Source organism: Rhizobium leguminosarum (genome assembly GCF_002953715.1).
Lineage (GTDB): Bacteria > Pseudomonadota > Alphaproteobacteria > Rhizobiales > Rhizobiaceae > Rhizobium > Rhizobium leguminosarum_V.
In genome coordinates, this window is sequence record NZ_CP025012.1 from 99,748 (window position 1) to 119,421 (window position 19,674).

The window sequence follows — 19,674 nt, forward strand, 5'->3', positions numbered from 1 at the left end:
CGCTTAAGGTTTAGGATGATGTTTCGGAGAGCGTGGAACGGCCGGTCGGCCAGGTGGACAGCGCTTGTTCGCCGATGGCGTCAGGCCCTATGCGCTCGACGCCGACAAAGCCAAGCGGCTTTGGGCGAAAAGTGAGGCATTGATCAGCGTAACGTGAAGTCGGTAAGCTCGTGTCGGCTCTGGTTCAGAGCCGACATACCGCGGCCCCGTCAACCGCGTTGCAAAATTCTGGCGCTGACCTGGTCTGTGGCAAGCTTCTCGGCTGGCGCAGGCCTGCCAAGCAGATACCCTTGGCCGATGTCGCAACCCAGGTCCTGAAGCCGCTGAAGCTGGCTCTCCTCTTCGATACCCTCGGCCGTTATCGTCACGCCAAGTCCCACACCGAGAGCGATGATCGCCTTGATCACCTTGTCCTGCTTATCATTGGTCTCGAATGAAGAGACGAAACTCCGGTCGATCTTGATCTTGTCGAACCGGTAGTTGGATAGTTGTGAGAGGCTGGAATAACCTGTTCCAAAGTCGTCGAGAGCAATCCTGACCCCCGCATTCACCAGATCGTCGAGGACGATTCGTGCCGTGACAGCGTCCTGGATGATGGCGCTCTCCGTCACCTCAAGCTCGACCCTGTGCGTCGGCAGACCAACATCGCCCAATATCTTGAGAATTCGCAGGCCCAGCATCCGATCGCTCAGTTGGATCGGAGAAAGGTTGAATGACAGGACGAGCTCATTTGGCCAGGAAAGCGCATCGGTGCAGGCGTGGCGAAGCAGTTGGTCTGTCAATTCGACGATCAGACCGGCTTCCTCTGCCACGGGAATGAATTGGTTCGGTGGAATGAATTCGCCGGAGGCCGTCTTCCAGCGTGCCAGGGCCTCGAAGCCGATAATTCTATTCGACTTCAGGTCTACGAGAGGTTGATAGTAGGGAACGATCTCAGCCTTCTTGATGGCTGCTCTCAGATCCGCTTCCACTCGAACCCGCTTTGCCAACTCGTCCTGCATCGAAGGCACGAAGGGCTTCACCAGGTTGCGCCCCTGCTTTTTCGCCACATACATCGCACAGTCTGAATGTCGAATGACTTGACTGAGGTCATCGCCGTTCTCCGGATAAAGCGCGAAGCCGACACTGGCGCCGAGGTCGACGGCGACGCCATTGAAGGTGAACGGCTTGCCGATCGCGGTCACTATGCGGTTCCCCAACGCGACAAGATCGGGATTTCCAGCGCGCCGCGCCAGAACAACGAACTCGTCTCCACCAAGGCGGAAAACATGCTCACGGGGAAAGAGGGAAGAGAGCCGCTGGGCAACAGTCTTCAGCACCGCATCACCGTGATCGTGCCCGAGGAGATCGTTGATCTTCTTGAAGCCGTCGAGATCGATGCTGAACACGGCGTAGGTTTCTTGTGCCCTTTGATCGGTCATCGCCTGCGCGCATACGGAATCCAGAAACCTGCGGTTAGGCAGTTCGGTCAGCGTGTCGTGACAGGCGATCCAGTCTACGTTCTTTTCGGCCTGCAGCCGGCGATTAACCTCCCTCGAAAGATCCCGGATCCTCAGCGCGGAATAAATGATCCCGAGAAACCCGGAGATATTGAGGGCGAGGAGCGCGTGGTCCAGCGGATAGTCATGATGCTTCTCGATAAACCCATCCAGCCCTTCATGCCATTGGAAGAGCCAAGATAGACAGAAGAGAAGCAGGAAGATCGCGAGCCAGGCAACGATCTCCATCTGCGGTCTGGTTGGTTGGATGCGAGGCATATGAACAGGCTCCTGTTGTGTGAAGAGCCGTCATGGCCAGTTTGGTACGCTCGCATCAGCGAATGCCGACGACGGATGGCGCAACTTCACGGCATCGGCGGTCCCAGGCCGTGATCGAAGACCGCCTCAATTCATTCGGGCGGAATTAAGAGGGCCGATATCGCAGTGGCTGATGAAGCCGCGCAGCACCGACAGATCCCAAAGATCGTCTGTGCGCCTAGTAGGTTAATGGTGGGTTGCCTTTACGAAGGCACGGGAGTTTCGCTGCGCACAATGGATATCTTTGCCGCAAATCGGATGAGGATTCGGTTCCATGGTGTCTATCGGTCGCCGCAATCTTCGTTCTTTCGAACGGCTGAAGAATCCGCCGGATGGGTGCAGGGCGCATACCAGAGCCGATCAACCTGCCAGCATGTTATCTGCCAGGCTGTAGCAGTGGCTCGCCTGATAGGCGTTCCGACCTCGGTTCATGTGCGTCACATTGAAAGTCCGAATGGCGCGCAAGATGCGGCGCTCCGCCAGGAATTTGCGGATCGAGGCCGAGCCCCGCACATTGATGCCGAACATGTCCTCGCCGCGCGGAAAAAAGTAACCGACGTCTTCGGGCGTCGTGACGCAGTGCTCGAGAAAAGCCTCGTCCACATCGCCCTGCGCGGGTGAATCGTCGGTGGTGAAATGCGAAAGATGCACCAGGAATCGTGCACGCAGGCCCTCGCCGTCGGCGTAGAGCGTGAAAAGCTCCATCCAGCTCGCATTGACGCGGACGAGCGGCTTGTCGGAAGTCGAGGGCAGACAAGAAACCGACCAGTAGTGACGCTCGGTCTTGCGCGGGATGGGGATGCAGGTCTGCCCGTATATCCCGAGAATTTCCAGAACGTCTTGTGCCTGCGGGCGACGAAGCAGCTTCTGGAACCGTGCGACGTACTTGAACCGCTGTTCCAGGGACTCCAAGCGCTCTTCGGCGTCGATCAAGTCCGCCTCGCCTTCTACCCAATCGCGCTGCTGCTCAGGAGCCAGAAACTTGCGCAGGCCGGTGGTGCTGCGACGAGGAACCGTGCTCATGTCAGGTGCCATGTGAGATCCGTCTCCTCATCGCTTCACCGGCCTGATCCCGCGACGTCGGCTCTTGGTGGTGAGGCGCCGTTCGCAGCCGAGCGGTTTGCCGGCGCGGTGGACCAACGCACCGGCCGCACAATAACATCCATCGAATGAATGGCGAAAGACTGACCTTCGGCCGGCCCGATTGCCCAACCGGTCGTTTTAAAGCTCCGCCTCTCGCAGCAGCTCGTCCAGGCGGCTGGCCCATTCCTTGTTGCCATCTCTGAAAGGACCAAGCGCATCGCCGGCTGCTTCGGGAAGGTCGCTGGCCGCCGCAGCAAAGCGGCGAGCCTGCTCACGATGTCCCACGGCCGTATGGCAGCACGCCTGAATGCGCAGAAGCGCCGGCCAGTCAGGCCGCGCCTTTAGCGCCGTACGCCCCGTTTCGAGCGCGTTCTCGACGTCGCCCGAAAAGAACAATGCAAGTATCAAGAGGCTGAACCAAACCCCATTCTGCGGATCATGGGGGTTGAGTTCGAGGCCGCGAGCCAGGGGCTTGCGCGCGCCGGCCGCATCTCCCGAAAAAAGACGGGCCATGCCGAGGACGAGATAGCCCAAGGCGAAACTCGAACCGAGTTCGATGGACCGTTCCGCTGCGAGGATCGCCTGGTCAGCCCTGCCTGTATAGGCCGACACAATCGCCAGCGCATAGTGCGAGTACGGGTTTCGCGCATCGAGGTAGATCGCTCGCAGCGCCGCATCCAATCCTTCCTTCCCGTCCGCGGCGGGGTTATCACTCCAGCCGTAGGCAATGAGGCCCGCATTGACCCGCGCCCGCCAGATCTGCGCCTCCGGCAGCAGGCGATCGAGCTCCGTGGCCTCGCGGAAAAATCGCCGTGCGACAAGGTGGGTGGACTGCGTGACCTTGTGGAAATGGAATGTGCCTTGCCGGACAAGATCCCAGGCAGTGATGTTGCCGGTGTGCGGAGCCACCTGAAGCCCATGGCGCAACAGCAGCTCGGGCTCGACCGCCGCTGCAATCCGCTCGGCGATGGCATCTTGCACCGCAAATACCTCGGCCACCTGAAGATCGTAATGTTCGGACCAGACGGTGGCGCCTTTCGCGGCGTCGGCGAGATGCACCGATATTCGGATCCGATCGCCGATATACCGAACAGCTCCATCCACTAGAAAATCGACGCCAAGTTCGCGCGCGCTAGATTGCGGATCCTTCGAGCCATTCCTCCTTGTGAAACTCGCCCCACGTGACGCGACGCGGAACCATCTGAACCGGACGAGCGCCATGATCAGGTCGTCGGTGATGCCGTCGGCCAGATACTGTCTTTCAGCATCGCCGCCGAGATTTTCGAACGGCAGTACCGCAATCGCCGGGATCGAACCGGTCTGCGCATGCCATCCGCTATCGGCTGCGTCGGTCCGGCTCTCCACCGGACCGGAGAATCTGTACCCGACCCGCGGGACCGTGACGATCCATTCGCTGCCGTCTGATGCAGGGCCGAGCAGCTTGCGAAGGGCAGCAATCTGAACGGAAAGATTGCTTTCCTCGACGGCCAATCCCGGCCAAACGGCATCCATCAGGGCCGACTTTGAGACAACACCCCCCTGTGCCGAAAGCAGAACGGCAAGCAGCGAAGCACCTCGGGCGCCGATAGCGACAGACCTATTGTCGCGAAATAGGCATCCGTTCTCGGCAATGAACTCGAAGTGGCCGAAGGCAAGGTGCTGGGTGTTCATGGCCCGGAATGATACCCCGATTTCGCAGCTTTTCGGAATTTTTCGGCCCCGCTTCAGGACTTGTGCCGGCTGAGCGCGCAGATTCTGTTCCAGTGCAGCGGTTGAACTGGTGAGAGCGATGAAGAACGAAGCAAAGCAACCGAAAAATCCGCCGAAAAATCCGTATGTATTAACCGCGAAAGTCGTACGCGGGAGCGGCAGCCATGTCGCCGTGCAGGGGTCTGTCTATCGCTCGGGCGTCTCGGCAGAAAGCGTCGGATCAACCATGCTGTGGCTCGGGACGATTTCGCTACCCGCAGGCAGACGAACCAAGGCCCATCGCCATGAGGGACACGAGACTGCCCTTCTCATGACTGCGGGCGAAGAGATCGAGATCTGGTCGGGGTCGGAGCTCGAACAGTGCGAATTGGTCCACGCCGGCGACTATCTCTTCATTCCGGCCGGCGTTCCCCATGTGGCCGTCAATCGCAGCCCCGAAAACGCCGAGTTCCTCGGTGCCCGCAATGACCCCGCCGCCAACGAGAGCGTCGTTCTGATGCCGGAGCTCGACAACATCATACCCTAATCATGAATCAAGTCGGGAGGTGCATTATGGCCATCATCGAACAACATCTGGCCGAAATGGGTCTGGAATTGCCCGAGCCTTTGAAAGTTCGCGAAGGGCTGCGAATGCCCTTCGTCTGGGTTCGGGTGCGCGGCAACCGCGCCTACATTTCGGGTCACGTCGCGTGCAACCGCGATGGGACATTGGCAACCCCGCTTGGCAAGGTCGGAAGGGAGATCTCGCCAGAGCAGGGTTACGCGTCGGCCCGGCTCGTTGCCCTGGCCCATCTCGCCAGTCTCAAACGTGCTGTCGGAGACCTTGATCGGGTCACGGCTTGGCTGCGCGTCTTCGCCATGGTGAATGTTGCTCCGGGTTTCGATGAGACGCCGCTGGTCACAAACGGCTATTCCGATCTGATACTGGAGCTGTACGGGCCCAACGTTGGCGCCCACGCCCGCTCGTCCATCGGCATGGCCATCCCTTTAAATGCGCCCGTAAACTGTGAAGCGGAAGTCGAAATTGACGGGTGACCGCTAGTACACGAACGGATCGACCCCGGCCGCCGCATGGGTGCCCGGCTCTTTCGGATAGATCACGCCCTTGCGCAGGATGATATTGGCATAGAGCCTGGGCTCGCCGGTCTGGATCACCGCATGGGCGGTCTTCACCCTTCCGTAGAAATCCTGGCCGATCAGCGGCACCACCTGTCGGTGCGGCTCGTGGCGCGCGCAGCAGTCGATCATCTCCTCATGCACCGGATCGAGCTTGTCGCGCTCGGCCTTGACGGTCGAGCGGAAGATCGCATCAGTCACGAAATCGTCGATCGGCAGCACGCTGAGCACGGCGTTGAGAACCGGGATGAGGTGGTGGCCGTCGAGCCGGATCAGCCGGCGGGCATGTTCGACGCCCGGATAATTACCGTCGACGATGGCGATCTCGTCGCCGTGGCCCATGGCGCGAAGCGTAAAAAGCAGCTCCGGGCTCAACAGCGGATCAAGTCCTTTCAGCATGGTCAACCTCCTTGAAAAGTACGTTCTGGTCGGTGAGGTAACGCGCAAAGATCGGCAGGCTGGCGCCGCCAATGGCGCGCGCCTGCGCGCCGACCGCGCCCTCGATGATTTCGGGCATGACGACGCCTTGCAGGTCGAGCTTGGCGGCTTCGTCGATGGTGGCCTGGACCACACGGCTGCGCACCCAATCGGGAAAGCCGCCGTCGATGACAGCCGCGCTGAAATCGACGATCGAGGCGGCGGCAACGATCGCCTGCGCCAGCGCCTTGGCGCTGTCCTGGATCCAGGCTTCCATCGGCTCGCCGAAATCCACCCAGCCGTCGGCGGAATACCAGAGCGGCTCGGGATCGATGCCCCGCTCGCGCAGCATGTTTTCGAGCACGAAGATCGAGGCGATTTCAAGCAGCTGCATCGTCTCGCCGTTCTTGCCGCGCACGGGCAGCGGCCCGATCGCCCCCGCCGTGCCGGTGCGGCCGGAAAAGATTGCCGAATTCAGGACGATGCCGCCGCCGATGAAGGAGCCGATGAAGAAATAGACGAAATCCGGATAGGACGGTCCGACGCCGAAGACGAGCTCGGCGCCGCAGGCGCTGGTCGCATCGTTCTGCATGAAGACCGGATGCGAGACGCGGGCGGCGATGTCGGCCTGCAGGTCGACGTCGCGCCAGACCTCCATGGCGCCTGGCGGCGCACCCACCTCTTCGGCCCAGTTCCAGAGCTCGAAAGGGGCGGCGATGCCGAGGCCGGCGATGCGGCCACGCTGCTTGTCGTCGAGCCGGTCTTCGAGCTCCCGGATGCCCGAGGTGACGAAGGCGAGGATTTCATCCGGCAGCGGATAGGCATAGGTCCGGTGCAGCTGCATGCGGATGCGGCCGACGAAGTCCATCAGCACCAGATCGGCGCTGCGCCGGCCCATCTTCAAGCCGAAGGAATAGACGGCGTCGGGATTGATATGCATCGGGATCGACGGCTGGCCGACACGGCCGCGCACCGGTTCCCCGCGCGACAGCAGCCCTTCCTTCTCCAGCACCCGCATGATGACGGAGACAGTCTGCGCCGACAGCCCGCTGCGGCGCGCGATATCGGCCTTCGACAGCGCGCCGTAGAGACGCACCAGCGAGAGCACGAGCCGTTCGTTATAGGCTCGCACCCTGACCTGGTTCGCACCTCCGGCCGGATTCAGAATTGGTGGCGGGACCGGCGTGTGTTCCGGTCCATCCAAGGTCGACATGGCCGCTCCTCCCGATCGTTGGCCTATGCCCGAATTCGATGGAGCATGCCACATCGAATTAATAATTCAATTGGATTTATTTATTGACAAGCCAATTTCTTTTCGCTCTTAATTGCCGTCGTCAAGGGCACGGGACCGCTGGGAGGCATTAGCGATCCACGGCGAAGTGTCATATCTTAAGCTTCCGGCCCCGCAGGGGCGGCGCCGGCAAACTCTGGGAGGAGTTCCATGAAGAAATCTGTTCTCGCTTTCGGCGCGCTCGCGCTTGGTGTCACCTTTTCCGCTCCTGTCATGGCGGCTGACGTTGCTGCCTGCCTGATCACCAAGACCGACACCAACCCCTTCTTCGTCAAGATGAAGGAAGGTGCGACAGCCAAGGCCAAGGAACTCGGCGTCTCGCTGAAGGCCTATGCCGGCAAGGTCGACGGTGACAGCGAAAGCCAGGTCGCAGCGATCGAAAGCTGCATTGCCGACGGCGCAAAGGGCATCCTGATTGCTGCTTCCGACACCAAGGGCATCGTCTCTTCGGTCAAGAAGGCGCGTGATGCCGGCCTGCTCGTCATCGCTCTCGACACGCCGCTCGAGCCGGCCGATGCCGCCGACGCCACTTTCGCTACCGACAACCTGCTCGCCGGCAAGCTGATCGGCCAGTGGGCCAAGGAAACGATGGGCGACAAGGCCAAGGACGCCAAGGTCGGCTTCCTCGACCTGCTCCCGTCGCAGCCGACGGTCGACGTTCTGCGCGACCAGGGCTTCATGATGGGCTTCGGCATCGATCCGAAGGACCCGAACAAGATCGGCGACGAGGACGACAAGCGCGTTGTCGGTCATGACGTGACCAACGGCAATGAAGAAGGCGGCCGCAAGGCCATGGAAAACCTTCTCCAGAAGGATCCGAGCATCAACGTCATCCACACGATCAACGAGCCGGCCGCTGTCGGCGCCTATCAGGCGCTGAAGGCCGTCGGCATGGAAAAGAACGTGCTGATCGTCTCGGTCGACGGCGGTTGCCCAGGTGTGAAGTCGGTCAAGGAAGGCGTCATCGGCGCCACCTCGCAGCAATATCCGCTGATGATGGCAGCCCTTGGCATCGAGGCGATCAAGAAGTTCGCCGACAGCGGTGAGAAGCCGAAGCCGACCGAAGGCAAGTCCTTCTTCGACACCGGCGTCTCGCTCGTCACCGACAAGCCGGTTTCCGGCGTTAAGTCGATCGACACCAAGGAAGGCACCGACAAGTGCTGGGGCTGAGCCCTGATTGTTGAAAGCAGAGCGGCCGGGGCTTGATCCCCGGCCGTTTTCGACGGACGATGTGCCGTCGCCTCACGAACCGGCTAATCAAAGACCGGATAGATATCGGTGACGGCCCCCGCGCGAGTTCGGCGCGCGGATGCGGAGGAGGAACCATGACCGGAACACAGGAATTCGAACGTGTCCTCGACGGCAGCGACAAGAGCGTTGCCTCCTTCGAGCACGAGAATGTCTCGCTGATCAAGCGCGCGCAGCATTTTCTCCACTCGACGCCGGCCGCCGTGCCGCTGATCGTGCTGGTGCTGGCGATCGTCATTTTCGGGATCACCATCGGCGGACGGTTCTTCTCGTCCTATACGCTGACGCTGATCCTGCAGCAGATCGCCATCGTCGGTATTCTCGGCGCCGCTCAGACGCTGGTCATCCTGACCGCCGGCATCGATCTTTCGATCGGCGTCATCATGGTGATCTCGGCGGTTATCATGGGCAATGTCGCGATCACATACGGCATACCGACGCCGATCGCGGTCGCAGCCGGCATGCTTGTCGGCGGCCTTTGCGGATTGCTGAACGGCTTCCTCGTCGCCTACATGAAGCTGCCGCCCTTCATCGTCACGCTCGGCACCTGGAACATCGTCATGGCGACGAATTTCATCTATTCCGCCAATGAGACGATCCGCGACACCGACGTCGACGAAAAGGCGCCGCTGCTGCATCTTTTCGCCGTGAGCTTCAAGCTCGGTAGCGCCGTGCTGACCCTCGGCGTCATCGCCATGGTGCTGCTCGTCCTGGTGCTCTGGTATGTTCTCAATCACACCGCCTGGGGCCGGCATGTCTATGCCGTCGGCGACGATCCGGAGGCAGCCAAGCTCTCCGGCATTCAGACCAAGAAGGTGCTGCTGACCGTTTACGCCATATCAGGCGTCATTGCCGGCTTGGCCGCGTGGGTCTCGATCGGCCGCAACGGCTCGATCTCGCCGTCCTCGGCCGTCACCGATTTTAACCTCCAGGCGATCACCGCGACTGTGATCGGCGGCATCTCGCTGTTCGGCGGCCGCGGCTCCATTCTCGGCACGCTCTTCGGTGCGATGATCGTCGGCGTCGTGTCGATGGGCCTCAACATGCTCGGCGCCGACCCGCAATGGAAAGTCCTTTTGACGGGCGTGCTGATCATCGCCGCCGTCGCCATCGATCAGTGGATCAGAAAGGTTTCGGTGTAATCATGGCTCGCGAACCCCTTCTCACCGCCCGCGGTCTCGTCAAGCGTTATGGCCGCGTGACCGCGCTCGACAATGCCGATTTCGACCTCTATCCGGGTGAAATCCTCGCCGTCATCGGCGATAACGGCGCCGGCAAATCCTCGCTCATCAAGGCGATATCGGGCGCCGTCACCCCGGACGAGGGAGTGATTACGCTCGAAGGCCGGCAGGTGCAGTTCCGCTCGCCGATGGAGGCGCGCGACGCCGGCATCGAGACCGTCTATCAGAATCTCGCTTTGTCGCCGGCGCTGTCGATCGCCGACAACATGTTCCTCGGCCGCGAGATCCGCAAACCGGGCGTGCTCGGCTCGATGTTCCGCATGCTCGACCGGCCGGCGATGGAAAAGCTGGCGCGCAACAAGCTGTCCGAACTCGGGTTGATGACCATCCAGAACATCAACCAGGCGGTGGAAACGCTCTCCGGCGGTCAGCGCCAGGGTGTTGCGGTCGCCCGTGCCGCCGCCTTCGGCTCGAAGGTCATCATCATGGACGAACCGACGGCCGCCCTTGGCGTCAAGGAAAGCCGCCGCGTGCTGGAGCTGATCCTCGACGTGCGCGCCCGCGGCCTGCCGATCGTGCTGATCTCCCACAACATGCCGCATGTCTTCGAAGTGGCCGACCGGATCCATATCCACCGCCTCGGCCGGCGGCTGACGGTGATCGATCCGAAGGAATACACCATGTCCGACGCCGTCGCCTTCATGACCGGCGCCAAGGCGGTGCCGACGGAGCCCGTCGCCGCATGAATGCACGCATCGACGAAATCGCCGGCGCAGTTCTTGACCGCGCCGGCCATTCCAAGCGTTTCCTGATCGCCATTGCCGGACCGCCGGGTGCCGGCAAATCGACCATGGCCGACAATCTGGCGGAAGCGCTGAAGGCCAGCGGCGAAAGTGCCGAAGTCCTGCCGATGGATGGTTTCCACATGGACAACGCCATCCTGATCGAACGGGGCCTGCTGGCGCGCAAGGGTATCCCCGAGACCTTCGATGTCCGCGGTTTCCTCGATATCATCCGCGCCGTCAGGCTGGCCGATCAGGAGGTTCTGGTGCCGGTCTTCGACCGTTCGCGTGAACTCGCCATTGCCTCGGCCCGACCCGTTTCCCCCGATCACCGCTTCATCATCGTCGAGGGCAATTATCTGCTGTTTTCGCTCGGCAAATGGGCCGAACTCGAAGGCGTCTTCGACTTTTCGATCATGCTGGCGCCGCCGATCGAGGTGCTTGAGGAACGGCTCTGGGCCCGCTGGCGCGGTTACAACCTCACAGAGGAGGCCGCCAACGCCAAGGTCTACGGCAACGACCTGCCGAACGGCCGGTTGATCCTCGAAAACCGCCGCCCGGCCGATGTGACGCTGGAGATCGCGCTGGCGTGATGCCCCGGTTCCGGGATAACGACATGCATGAAAAAAGAGCTAAAGCGCGTCGCATGTTTCAATTTCAATGCGATGCGCTAATGCATGACGCCCGGAAGTGTGCGGCGGTTCCGGGATAACGACATGCTCGAAAAAAGAGCTAAAGCGCGTCGCATCTTTCAATTTCAATGCGACGCGCTTTAGTGTTATCGAGACGGCAGACGCATCGCTTCGGAGGCCTGCCATGCAATCGATCACCATCCGCCGTCCTGATGACTGGCACCTGCATCTGCGCGACGGCGCCATGCTGGAGGGCGTGATCGCCGATACGAGCCGCACCTTCGCCCGCGCCATCATCATGCCCAATCTCGTGCCGCCCGTCGTCACCACCACCGATGCCAAAGCCTATCGCGAACGTATCCTCAAGGTCTTGCCGGACGGCCATCGCTTCCAGCCGCTGATGACGCTTTATCTGACCGAACATACCAGCCCCGATGACGTGGAGGAGGGTAAGAACAGCGGTCTCATCACCGCCGTGAAGCTTTATCCCGCCGGCGCCACGACCAATTCGCATGGCGGCGTGCGCGACATGGAAAAGGCGATGCCGGTGCTGGAGCGCATGGCGAAGATCGGCCTGCCGCTCTGCGTCCATGGCGAAGTGACGACGCCGGAGGTCGATATCTTCGACCGCGAGGCGGTCTTCATCGAGACCGTGCTCGATCCGCTGCGGAAGCGCCTGCCGGAGCTGAAGGTGACGATGGAGCATGTGACGACATCAGATGGCGTCGATTACATCAAGGCGGCCAAGGGCAATCTCGCCGGCTCGATCACCACCCACCATCTGATCATCAACCGCAACGCCATCCTCGTCGGCGGCATCCGCCCGCATTATTACTGCCTGCCCGTCGCCAAGCGCGAAAACCACCGGCTGGCCCTGCGTGCCGCCGCTGTCAGCGGTGATGCCCGCTTCTTCCTCGGCACGGATTCCGCCCCGCATGTCGATCCGCTGAAGGAATGCGCCTGCGGCTGCGCCGGCATCTATACCTCGGTCAATACGATGAGCTGCCTTGCCCATGTCTTCGAACAGGAAAGCGCCCTGGAGCGGCTCGAAGCCTTCGTGTCGCTGAACGGACCGGCCTGGTACGGGCTGCAGCCGAACGAGGAGCGCATCACCCTGTCAAGGGAGGCCGAGCCGGTCGTCTTTCCCGCGAGGATTGAAACCGGCGCCGGTCCGGTGACGGTGTTCGATCCGATGTTTCCCCTGCATTGGCAGGTGGTGCAGCAGGCGTAAGCTTTCAGAATTCAATTTTAAATAGAATATTCATCTTAAAGTTCGGCGCGACGTTAAACGCGTAACATTTGCATTGTGCAGTGCATCATTTGTTAACGGATGCATAAGACATTCCTCGTCGCGGAGCCCATAAGCTACCAACATCATCCGGCGCGATACCAGCTGCGGAGACTGAAAAGCATGACGCTTGACTACAACTCGCTCTTGCTGGCGCTCGGCGTCTCCGCGGCATGTTTGGCCGTAACGCTGATGGGCAGTTGGATCGTCCGCCGGGCGGAAACCGTTCTGCTCACCGCCACCGTCGGCCTGGTGCTCGTCGTCAGCGGCATTTTCGTCTACAGCGCCTATGTGAATACGCCGGGGACATGGCTGGGCGTCGCCAATTTCGTGCTGTTTCATGCCGGTTTTGCCACCATCTGGGGCGCCGGCAAACAATTCCTCACCGGCCGCCTGTCCATCCCGGCCATCGCGATCCGCGCGCTGGCCGCGATGGTCTTCTCCGTCGTGCCGATGCTATCAGGGTATGACGGCCTGGCCTTCATCGCCGACAATCTCGCCATCGCCCTTTTGCTCTTTGCCACCGCCCGGCAATATTGGCTCGCCCGTGCCGAAGCACCCGCGCCGATCCTCGGCATTACCGCGCTCTATACGCTGACGGCGATCTCCTTCGTCCTCTGCGCCGCCGTGCTGATCTTCGATGGCAAGCTGGTTCTCGGCAAAGCGCCCAGCAACTGGGCGGAGGATCTCAGCCTTGCCGTCTGCATCGCCGGCATGACCGGGATCGGCGCGCTGTCGCTGGCGCTGCATCAATGGCGGCTCGCCGCCCGCCACCGTCTCGATGCGATCACCGATCCGCTGACCGGCCTGCTCAACCGCCGCGCCCTGTTCGACGAGTACGGCACGCGCCCGATGGGCACGACCACCGCCGTCATCGTCTTCGACATTGACCATTTCAAATCCGTCAACGACCGCTTCGGCCATGCTGCCGGCGATCGCGTGCTCAAGGTCTTCGCCGGCGAACTCGCGGCCAGCTGCCGCACCGGCGACACCGCTGCCCGGCTCGGCGGCGAGGAATTTGCGCTGGTGCTGAAGGAGATCATGCCCGGCCGGGCGGAACTCACGGCCGAGCGCATCCGCCGGGCCTTCGAGGCGCGCGAGATCCATATCGATGATGAAGTGCTGACCTGCACGGTCAGCGTCGGCGTCGCGCCCGGCCGCTCGAAGCCGCAGGATTTCGACGCCATGCTGAGCGCCGCCGACAAGGCGCTCTACGTCGCCAAGCGCGCCGGCCGCAACCGGGTCGAGCTTGCCGGCCATCTGCAGGCCGTTCCCGTCGAGGCAGCGCGCACCGCGTCTTGATCGCCGATCGATCCTCTCATACTATCGCCGTCGGCCGGATGCGGCCAGCCGCCCCGCGACGCTTTGGCGTTATGGTGAATGCATCCAGACAACATCCTTCACATCCTTGCCGTTTGGCGATCGATGGCGAACGGGTCAGCAGACGCGGGCACTGATCTTCCTGTTTGCCGTCAACGGAAGGATGACATCATGCGCGATTTTCGCGATGCCAAGCTCATGGCAAAGACATTGCGGCAGGCCCTGGCCGACCGCGACATTTCGCTCACCCACAGCGAAACGCTCGAAATCGTCGCCCGTCAGTTCGGGCTCGATCAATGGAATATCCTCTCGGCCAAGATCGAGGAGGCGGGCACCTCCCACTCGGTCATCGGCATCAAGCCGCCGATGCCGATCTTCCGCATCTTCTCGGTCGAAAAAGCCATGGAATTCTATTGCGGCTTCCTGGGCTTCAATCTCGATTGGGAACACCGCTTCGGCGAAAATTTTCCGCTCTATTGCCAGGTCTCGCGTGACGGCATGGCGCTGCACCTGAGCGAACATTCCGGCGACGCCAGCCCCGGCGCCAAGGCCTTCGTCCGCGTCGCCAATGTCCGGGCCTACCACGCCGAACTTGCCGGCAAGGACTACCGCTACATGAAGCCCGGCGTCGAGGAAGCGCCGTGGGGACTGGAGATGACCGTCACCGACCCCTTCAGCAACCGCATCGCCTTTTGCGAGCAGACGTAGTCTAGGGCGTCGCGCCGGCATCGGAATGTGGGTCGATGCTATAGGGATAGACCGGATAGTCGGCGCCGATGGCATCCCGAACGCGCTCTAACCAGGCGAGGAAGGCGGGATAAGATTTGAGAGAAAAGCCGCAATCCTCTGCCCGGTGGCTATAGGCGTAAACGGCGATATCGGTGATCGTCAGCTCATGGCCGACAAGAAATGGGCTGTCGGTCAGGCCGCGATCGATGGCGGCGAGGGCGCGGGCTGCGGCTTCGCGCTTGCCCGCAACCATGCTCTGGTTACGCTCCAGCCGTCCCGTCAACGTCCAGAAGCGCAGCGAGCCGATGACCGGCTCGACATGATACTGTTCGAAGAACAGCCATTGCATGACCTTGGCGCGCAGATAGTGGTCTGACGGTAGGAAGCGCGTGCCCTCGGCAAGATAGGTGAGGATCGCATTGGATTCGGCGATCGCACGCCCGTCGTCGAGTTCGAGAACCGGGATGGCGCCCACCGGATTGAGTTTCAGAAACGCCTCGGTGCGGCTCTCGCCCTCGAAGATCGAGACGATACGGCTGCGGTAGGGCATGTCGAGCAGGCCTAGCAATACCCGGACCTTCCAGCCATTTTGCGACGGCAGATAATCGTGAAGTGTGAACATGACGGTCCTTTCGCGGCAATCGGCTCAACGTCGCATGCCGCCTCGAAACCAACCACCCGATTCCTGCCTGTGACGAGCACAGAAATGAGGGTGGGTGAGCGCCTATCCGATGGAGCACCCCACGCGCCATCTGCTGCACCGGCGACGAATTTGGCTGGCGAGATTTCCTTGTTATAGGATGGGCTCTTTCCGCAGAGTTTTGCTCGCGGCAATGCCTGCGGGGAGGAACAAAATGAGATACGCTTCAGTCTCGATTTTAGCGTTTCTGTCGATTTTTTTCGGATGGTTATTCTATGAAAGGTACTGGAAGTTTCGAGATTGCATATCTCAAGCATTATCCAGTTGCCTCACTCCCGACGGTGACAATCTCACGCAAGGCGGCTCTCTGTGGGCTGGTCTGGCAGGGCTGTTCTTGTTGCTCGCTGTGATCTCAGCCTGGCGTATTTTCCGAAGCCGGGATGCTGGCAAATAGCTGGAGCGGCCTGCTCCTCCGCTTGCATCTCAGACGATCATCAGCGCCCGCACGAAGGCCACCGAGGCAAGCAGCGAGGCGATCGTTCTTACATGGTTCCACCATGTCCAGTCCCTGACATAGCTGGTCCAGAGCTGAGCCGCTTCCGGCCCGTTGCCGGCGACCTTCGCCAGCGCATCGTTCATCGGCACGTTGAAGACGATGGTCGAGACGAAGGAGGCGAGGACATAGAGGGCAGCCCCCGCCAGCATCAGAAAAGATGCCCCGCCGCGCCAGTCGATCAGAGCGAGCACGGCGATGACGATGCAGAGGATCGCCGTCGGCACGAAGAGGCCCATGAAGGGCGAGCGGACGATCGTCACGTTGATCGAGTTCATCGCCGCGATGCCTTGCTCTGCGGGAATCCGCGAGAAGGCGGTCATGATGAAGGTCGAGAAGGCGAAGAAGATGCCGGCGACGAGGCCGCTGCCGATCGCCGCGGCCACGAGGGAGAGGATGAGAATGATCTGCATGGTCAGGCGCTCCATATTCCGGTTGCCGCGGTCCGGCGGGCATATTCGCTGAAATCGGTGGCGGGGCGGCCAAGAATTTCGGCGACACCGCCCATCACGCTGGAATTGCGCCCATCGAGTACCTGGCCGAAGAGCTCCTCCAGAAGATCGATCAGGCCCTGCGGCAGGCCGGCAGCCGCAAGCCCGCCGGTGAAATCCGCCATCGATACCTGCTGATATTCGATCGGCCGCCCGGCTGCTGCAGCGATTTCGGCGACCGCCTGGCGGAAGGTCAGCGCCCGCGGGCCGGTCAGTTCGTAGGTCTTGTTGCGGTGGCGCGGGTCGGTCAAGGCGGCGACGGCGGCATCGGCGATGTCGTCGGTATCGATGAAAGGTTCGCCGATCTCGCCCGCCGGCAATTGCAGCCTGCCGCCAATGATCTGCTCGACAAAGGCGCCCTCGCTGAAATTCTGGCAGAACCAGGAGGCGCGCAGGATGGTGGTGTCAATGCCGGAAGCTTTCAGCGCTGCCTCGCTGCGCTGCGCGCTCTCTTCGCCCCGGCCGGAGAGCAGCACGATATGCTCAAGGCCGCAGTCCACCGCGACCTTGGCGAGCGCTTCGATCGCCTCCGCCGCCCAGGCGACGGCAAGGTCCGGCTGGAAGGCGACATAGGCGCTCGAGGCGCCCTGAAGTGCGCCGCGCCAGCTCGACCTGGCCTCCCAGTCGAAGGGGCGTGCGCTGGAGCGCGATGCCGCGCGGACGGTCAGGCCGCGCGCTTCCAGACGCTTGATGATGCGGCCGCCGGTCTTTCCCGATCCACCGACGAGGACGATTTCGGAAGTCTGCATGTTAAAACTCCTTCCAATTTTGCAAACAAGAGAAACTCTCTCATTTGCAAAATGAGATAATCTCTCTTATTTTGTTTGTCAACGCGGAAAAGGAGAGAGCATGTCGGAACAGTCGGTCGCAACGCGCAGGCGTCAGCAGGAGTCTACCGGCCAGCTGCGCCGCATCCCGAGCCAGCAGCGCGGCCGCGAGCGCTTCGAAAAGATCCTCGCGGTTGCCTCGCAGCTGATCGAAAGCCATGGCAGCGACGGCTTGAAGATGAGCGAGATCGTCGAAAAGGCCGGCCTCTCCTTCGGCGCCCTCTACCAATATTTCCCCGACAAGACCTCGATCATTCGCACATTGGCCGAGCGTTTCAACGAAGCGGGCAGGCGATGCGTCGAGGCGGAGCTGGCGAAGGTCACTGATGCTGCGGGCCTGCAAGGCGCGCTCGCCACGATCGTTGACGAATATTACGGCTTCTTCCGCCGCGAGCCCGTCATGCGCGACATCTGGCATGCGACCCATACCGACAAGCTGCTGCAGCAGGTCGATGCCGAGGACATGGAATTTCATGCCCAGGCATTTCTCGCCGTGCTTGTCCGTCTATGGCCGGATCGCGACCGCAAGGGGCTGCTGGCGATCGCGCGGCTGACGATGCAGCTGCTTGCCGCCGGCGTGCGTTATGCCGTTTCGCTCGATGCGGAGGAGGGCGCTCAGGCGATCGCTCTGTTCAAGAAGATGCAGATCGCCGATATCGGCCGTCTGCTGCTGTAATGAGCTCGCCTTTCGTCTGGAAACGTCGGGCTCTTGCTGCTATTCCCGCAAGGATCCAAGCCGAAGGAGAGCCGCATGATCCAGACCACATTTCCCGATCGCGCCGTGATGGCCGAATTGCTGGCCAAGATGCTCTGGGAGATCAAGGCGGTGCATTTTAATGCCGCCCAGCCCTATAAACTCTCCTCCGGCATGGCGAGCCCGGTCTATATCGATTGCCGCAAGCTGCTCTCTTTCCCGCGCATCCGCTCGACGGTGATGGATTTCGCCGCCAGCACCCTGCTGCGCGATGCCGGTTTCGAGCAGTTCGATTGCATCGCCGGCGGCGAGACCGCCGGCATTCCCTTCGCCGCCCTGCTGGCCGACCGCCTCGGCCTGCCGATGATCTATGTCCGCAAGCAGCCGAAGGGCCATGGCCGCAATGCCCAGATCGAAGGCAACATGCCGGAAGGGTCGCGCGTGCTCGTCATCGAAGACCTGACGACAGCAGGCGGCAGCATGTTCAAATTCATCGATGCGGTCCGTGCCGCCGGCGGCATCGTCGATCATGGCATCGCGCTGTTCTTCTATGGCATCTTCGGTGAACAGCGCTTTGCTGACGGCAAGGTCAGGCTGCATCACATCGCCACCTGGCGTAATGTTCTCGCCGTCGCCAAGGAGCAGAAGCTCTTCGACGACAAGACGCTGTCGGAAGTCGAAGCCTTCCTCGATGCGCCGCTGGCCTGGTCGGGAAGGAATGGTGGCGTTAGTGAGCTTTCGCTCTAGCCAGTTGACAAAAGCTCGCTTAATCGGTTGATGAACGTATCAGTGCTGTTGGGAGGAATACGATGATTTTGTGCTGCGGCGAAGCCTTGATCGACATGCTGCCGAGGGACACGACGCTCGGCGAAAAGGGCTTTGCGCCCTATGCCGGCGGCGCGATCTTCAACACCGCGATCGCGCTCGGCCGCCTCGGCATCCCCACGGCTTTCTTCACCGGCATTGCCGACGACATGATGGGCGAAATCCTGCTCGAGACGCTGAAGGCGAGCAATGTCGATTACAGCCCGTGCGCCATTACGCCACGTCCCTCGACCATCGCCTTCGTCAAGCTGGTGAACGGCCAGGCGACCTATGCCTTCTACGACGAGGGCACGGCCGGCCGGATGATCACCACGGCCGACCTGCCCGATCTCGGCGATGATTGCGAAGCCTTGCACTTTGGCGCCATCAGCCTGATCCCCAGCCCCTGCGGCGAAACCTACGAAGCCCTGCTCGACCGCGAAGCCGCTCGCCGAGTCATCTCGCTCGACCCGAATATCCGTCCGGGTTTCATCAAGGACAAGCCGTCGCATATGGCCCGCATCAAGCGCATGGCCGCGAAATCCGACATCGTCAAATTCTCCGACGAAGACCTCGAATGGTTCGGCCTGCAGGGAGACCATGATGCGCTCGCCGCCCACTGGCTGAACCACGGCGCCAAGCTCGTCGTCATCACCAAGGGCGCAGAAGGCGCCTCCGGTTATACCAAGGAGCGCAAGGTGACGGTGCCGAGCGAACGGGTCACCGTCGTCGACACGGTCGGCGCCGGCGATACCTTCGATGCCGGCATCTTGGCGTCGCTGAAGATGGATAATCTGCTGACCAAGGCGCAAGTCGCATCGCTCGACGAAAAGGCGCTGCACAACGCCCTGACCCTCGGCGCCAAAGCCGCCGCCGTCACAGTCTCCCGCGCCGGCGCCAATCCGCCCTGGGCACGTGAGATTGGGCTTTAAGGCTCGAGCAAGCCTCCGCCCCTCATCCGCCTGCCGGCACCTTCTCCCCGTAAACACGGGCGAAGGGGATGTGCCGCGCCCTCTCCGTTCCCCTTGACGTCCCGTATGGCACGTCCCCTCGCCCCGCGAGCGGGGAGAGG

The 19,674-nt window shown here is 61.6% G+C and carries 20 protein-coding genes; 12 read left to right on the top strand and 8 right to left on the bottom strand.

Annotated features, from left to right (window positions below):
• Positions 1-209 precede the first annotated feature (209 nt).
• The 3 genes from CUJ84_RS00575 to CUJ84_RS00585 form a co-directional block, all read right to left on the bottom strand.
• Positions 210-1,757 carry a putative bifunctional diguanylate cyclase/phosphodiesterase gene (locus CUJ84_RS00575; protein ID WP_105004794.1) on the bottom strand — a complete coding sequence of 516 codons (1,548 nt, stop codon included), beginning with the start codon at positions 1,755-1,757 and terminating at the stop codon, positions 210-212.
• Positions 1,758-2,156: 399 nt separating this feature from the next.
• The gene (locus tag CUJ84_RS00580) at positions 2,157-2,831 is read right to left on the bottom strand and encodes a hypothetical protein (RefSeq protein WP_105004795.1); all 675 of its coding nucleotides are present in this window, start codon (positions 2,829-2,831) and stop codon (positions 2,157-2,159) included.
• A gap of 186 nt (positions 2,832-3,017) precedes the next feature.
• Positions 3,018-4,550 carry a winged helix-turn-helix domain-containing protein gene (locus CUJ84_RS00585; protein ID WP_105004796.1) on the bottom strand — a complete coding sequence of 511 codons (1,533 nt, stop codon included), beginning with the start codon at positions 4,548-4,550 and terminating at the stop codon, positions 3,018-3,020.
• Between the two features lie 118 nt (positions 4,551-4,668).
• Here CUJ84_RS00585 and CUJ84_RS00590 point away from each other — a divergent pair, with 118 nt between their 5' ends.
• Both CUJ84_RS00590 and CUJ84_RS00595 read left to right on the top strand, forming a co-directional pair.
• Positions 4,669-5,115, top strand: coding sequence for a cupin domain-containing protein (locus CUJ84_RS00590; protein ID WP_105004797.1), 447 nt, complete (start codon positions 4,669-4,671; stop codon positions 5,113-5,115).
• 26 nt (positions 5,116-5,141) lie between these two features.
• The gene (locus CUJ84_RS00595) at positions 5,142-5,624 is read left to right on the top strand and encodes a RidA family protein (protein WP_105004798.1); all 483 of its coding nucleotides are present in this window, start codon (positions 5,142-5,144) and stop codon (positions 5,622-5,624) included.
• A 3-nt stretch (positions 5,625-5,627) separates the two neighbouring features.
• Here the strand turns inward: CUJ84_RS00595 and CUJ84_RS00600 are convergent, their stop codons facing one another.
• Together CUJ84_RS00600 and CUJ84_RS00605 are read right to left on the bottom strand one after the other, a co-directional pair.
• A complete protein-coding gene (locus CUJ84_RS00600) occupies positions 5,628-6,104 on the bottom strand; it encodes an RbsD/FucU family protein (protein ID WP_027681929.1) in 477 nt (158 codons plus the stop codon).
• A complete protein-coding gene (locus CUJ84_RS00605; protein WP_105004799.1) occupies positions 6,088-7,335 on the bottom strand; it encodes an ROK family transcriptional regulator in 1,248 nt (415 codons plus the stop codon). The genes CUJ84_RS00600 and CUJ84_RS00605 overlap by 17 nt, the downstream gene beginning before the upstream one ends.
• A gap of 228 nt (positions 7,336-7,563) precedes the next feature.
• On the opposite strand from CUJ84_RS00605, the gene CUJ84_RS00610 reads away from it, so the two are divergent.
• From CUJ84_RS00610 to CUJ84_RS00640, 7 genes are all read left to right on the top strand, one after another.
• Complete coding sequence (locus CUJ84_RS00610; RefSeq protein WP_105004800.1) at positions 7,564-8,583, top strand: sugar ABC transporter substrate-binding protein; 1,020 nt, start codon at positions 7,564-7,566, stop codon at positions 8,581-8,583.
• 155 nt (positions 8,584-8,738) lie between these two features.
• Complete coding sequence (locus CUJ84_RS00615; RefSeq protein WP_105004801.1) at positions 8,739-9,803, top strand: ABC transporter permease; 1,065 nt, start codon at positions 8,739-8,741, stop codon at positions 9,801-9,803.
• Between the two features lie 2 nt (positions 9,804-9,805).
• Complete coding sequence (locus tag CUJ84_RS00620) at positions 9,806-10,588, top strand: ATP-binding cassette domain-containing protein (protein ID WP_003556145.1); 783 nt, start codon at positions 9,806-9,808, stop codon at positions 10,586-10,588.
• Complete coding sequence (locus CUJ84_RS00625; RefSeq protein ID WP_105004802.1) at positions 10,585-11,217, top strand: nucleoside triphosphate hydrolase; 633 nt, start codon at positions 10,585-10,587, stop codon at positions 11,215-11,217. The genes CUJ84_RS00620 and CUJ84_RS00625 overlap by 4 nt, the downstream gene beginning before the upstream one ends.
• 223 nt (positions 11,218-11,440) lie before the next feature.
• Positions 11,441-12,487: a dihydroorotase gene (gene pyrC, locus CUJ84_RS00630; RefSeq protein ID WP_105004803.1), complete on the top strand. Its 1,047-nt coding sequence runs from the start codon at positions 11,441-11,443 to the stop codon at positions 12,485-12,487.
• Between the two features lie 180 nt (positions 12,488-12,667).
• Positions 12,668-13,846, top strand: coding sequence for a GGDEF domain-containing protein (locus CUJ84_RS00635; protein WP_105004804.1), 1,179 nt, complete (start codon positions 12,668-12,670; stop codon positions 13,844-13,846).
• Positions 13,847-14,035: 189 nt separating this feature from the next.
• Entirely contained in the window at positions 14,036-14,572 is a 537-nt protein-coding gene (locus CUJ84_RS00640) for a glyoxalase superfamily protein (protein ID WP_105004805.1), read from the top strand.
• Between the two features lies 1 nt (position 14,573).
• On the opposite strand, the gene CUJ84_RS00645 is transcribed toward CUJ84_RS00640, so the two are convergent.
• The 3 genes from CUJ84_RS00645 to CUJ84_RS00660 all read right to left on the bottom strand — a co-directional run bounded on the left by CUJ84_RS00645 (position 14,574) and on the right by CUJ84_RS00660 (position 17,026).
• On the bottom strand, positions 14,574-15,215 hold the full coding sequence (locus CUJ84_RS00645; protein WP_105004806.1) for a glutathione S-transferase family protein: 642 nt from the start codon (positions 15,213-15,215) through the stop codon (positions 14,574-14,576).
• A gap of 501 nt (positions 15,216-15,716) precedes the next feature.
• Positions 15,717-16,214 (bottom strand): DUF1772 domain-containing protein, encoded by a 498-nt coding sequence (locus tag CUJ84_RS00655; protein WP_199788755.1) that lies wholly within the window; start codon positions 16,212-16,214, stop codon positions 15,717-15,719.
• A complete protein-coding gene (locus CUJ84_RS00660) occupies positions 16,202-17,026 on the bottom strand; it encodes an NmrA family NAD(P)-binding protein (protein ID WP_105004807.1) in 825 nt (274 codons plus the stop codon). The genes CUJ84_RS00655 and CUJ84_RS00660 overlap by 13 nt, the downstream gene beginning before the upstream one ends.
• Positions 17,027-17,126: 100 nt before the next feature.
• On the opposite strand from CUJ84_RS00660, the gene CUJ84_RS00665 reads away from it, so the two are divergent.
• The 3 genes from CUJ84_RS00665 to CUJ84_RS00675 all read left to right on the top strand — a co-directional run bounded on the left by CUJ84_RS00665 (position 17,127) and on the right by CUJ84_RS00675 (position 19,534).
• A complete protein-coding gene (locus CUJ84_RS00665; protein WP_105004808.1) occupies positions 17,127-17,780 on the top strand; it encodes a TetR/AcrR family transcriptional regulator in 654 nt (217 codons plus the stop codon).
• A 75-nt stretch (positions 17,781-17,855) separates the two neighbouring features.
• Positions 17,856-18,545, top strand: a complete 690-nt coding sequence (locus CUJ84_RS00670) for an orotate phosphoribosyltransferase (RefSeq protein ID WP_027681919.1) — start codon at positions 17,856-17,858, stop codon at positions 18,543-18,545.
• A 62-nt stretch (positions 18,546-18,607) separates the two neighbouring features.
• On the top strand, positions 18,608-19,534 hold the full coding sequence (locus CUJ84_RS00675; protein ID WP_105004809.1) for a carbohydrate kinase family protein: 927 nt from the start codon (positions 18,608-18,610) through the stop codon (positions 19,532-19,534).
• The last annotated feature ends 140 nt before the right edge of the window (positions 19,535-19,674 follow it).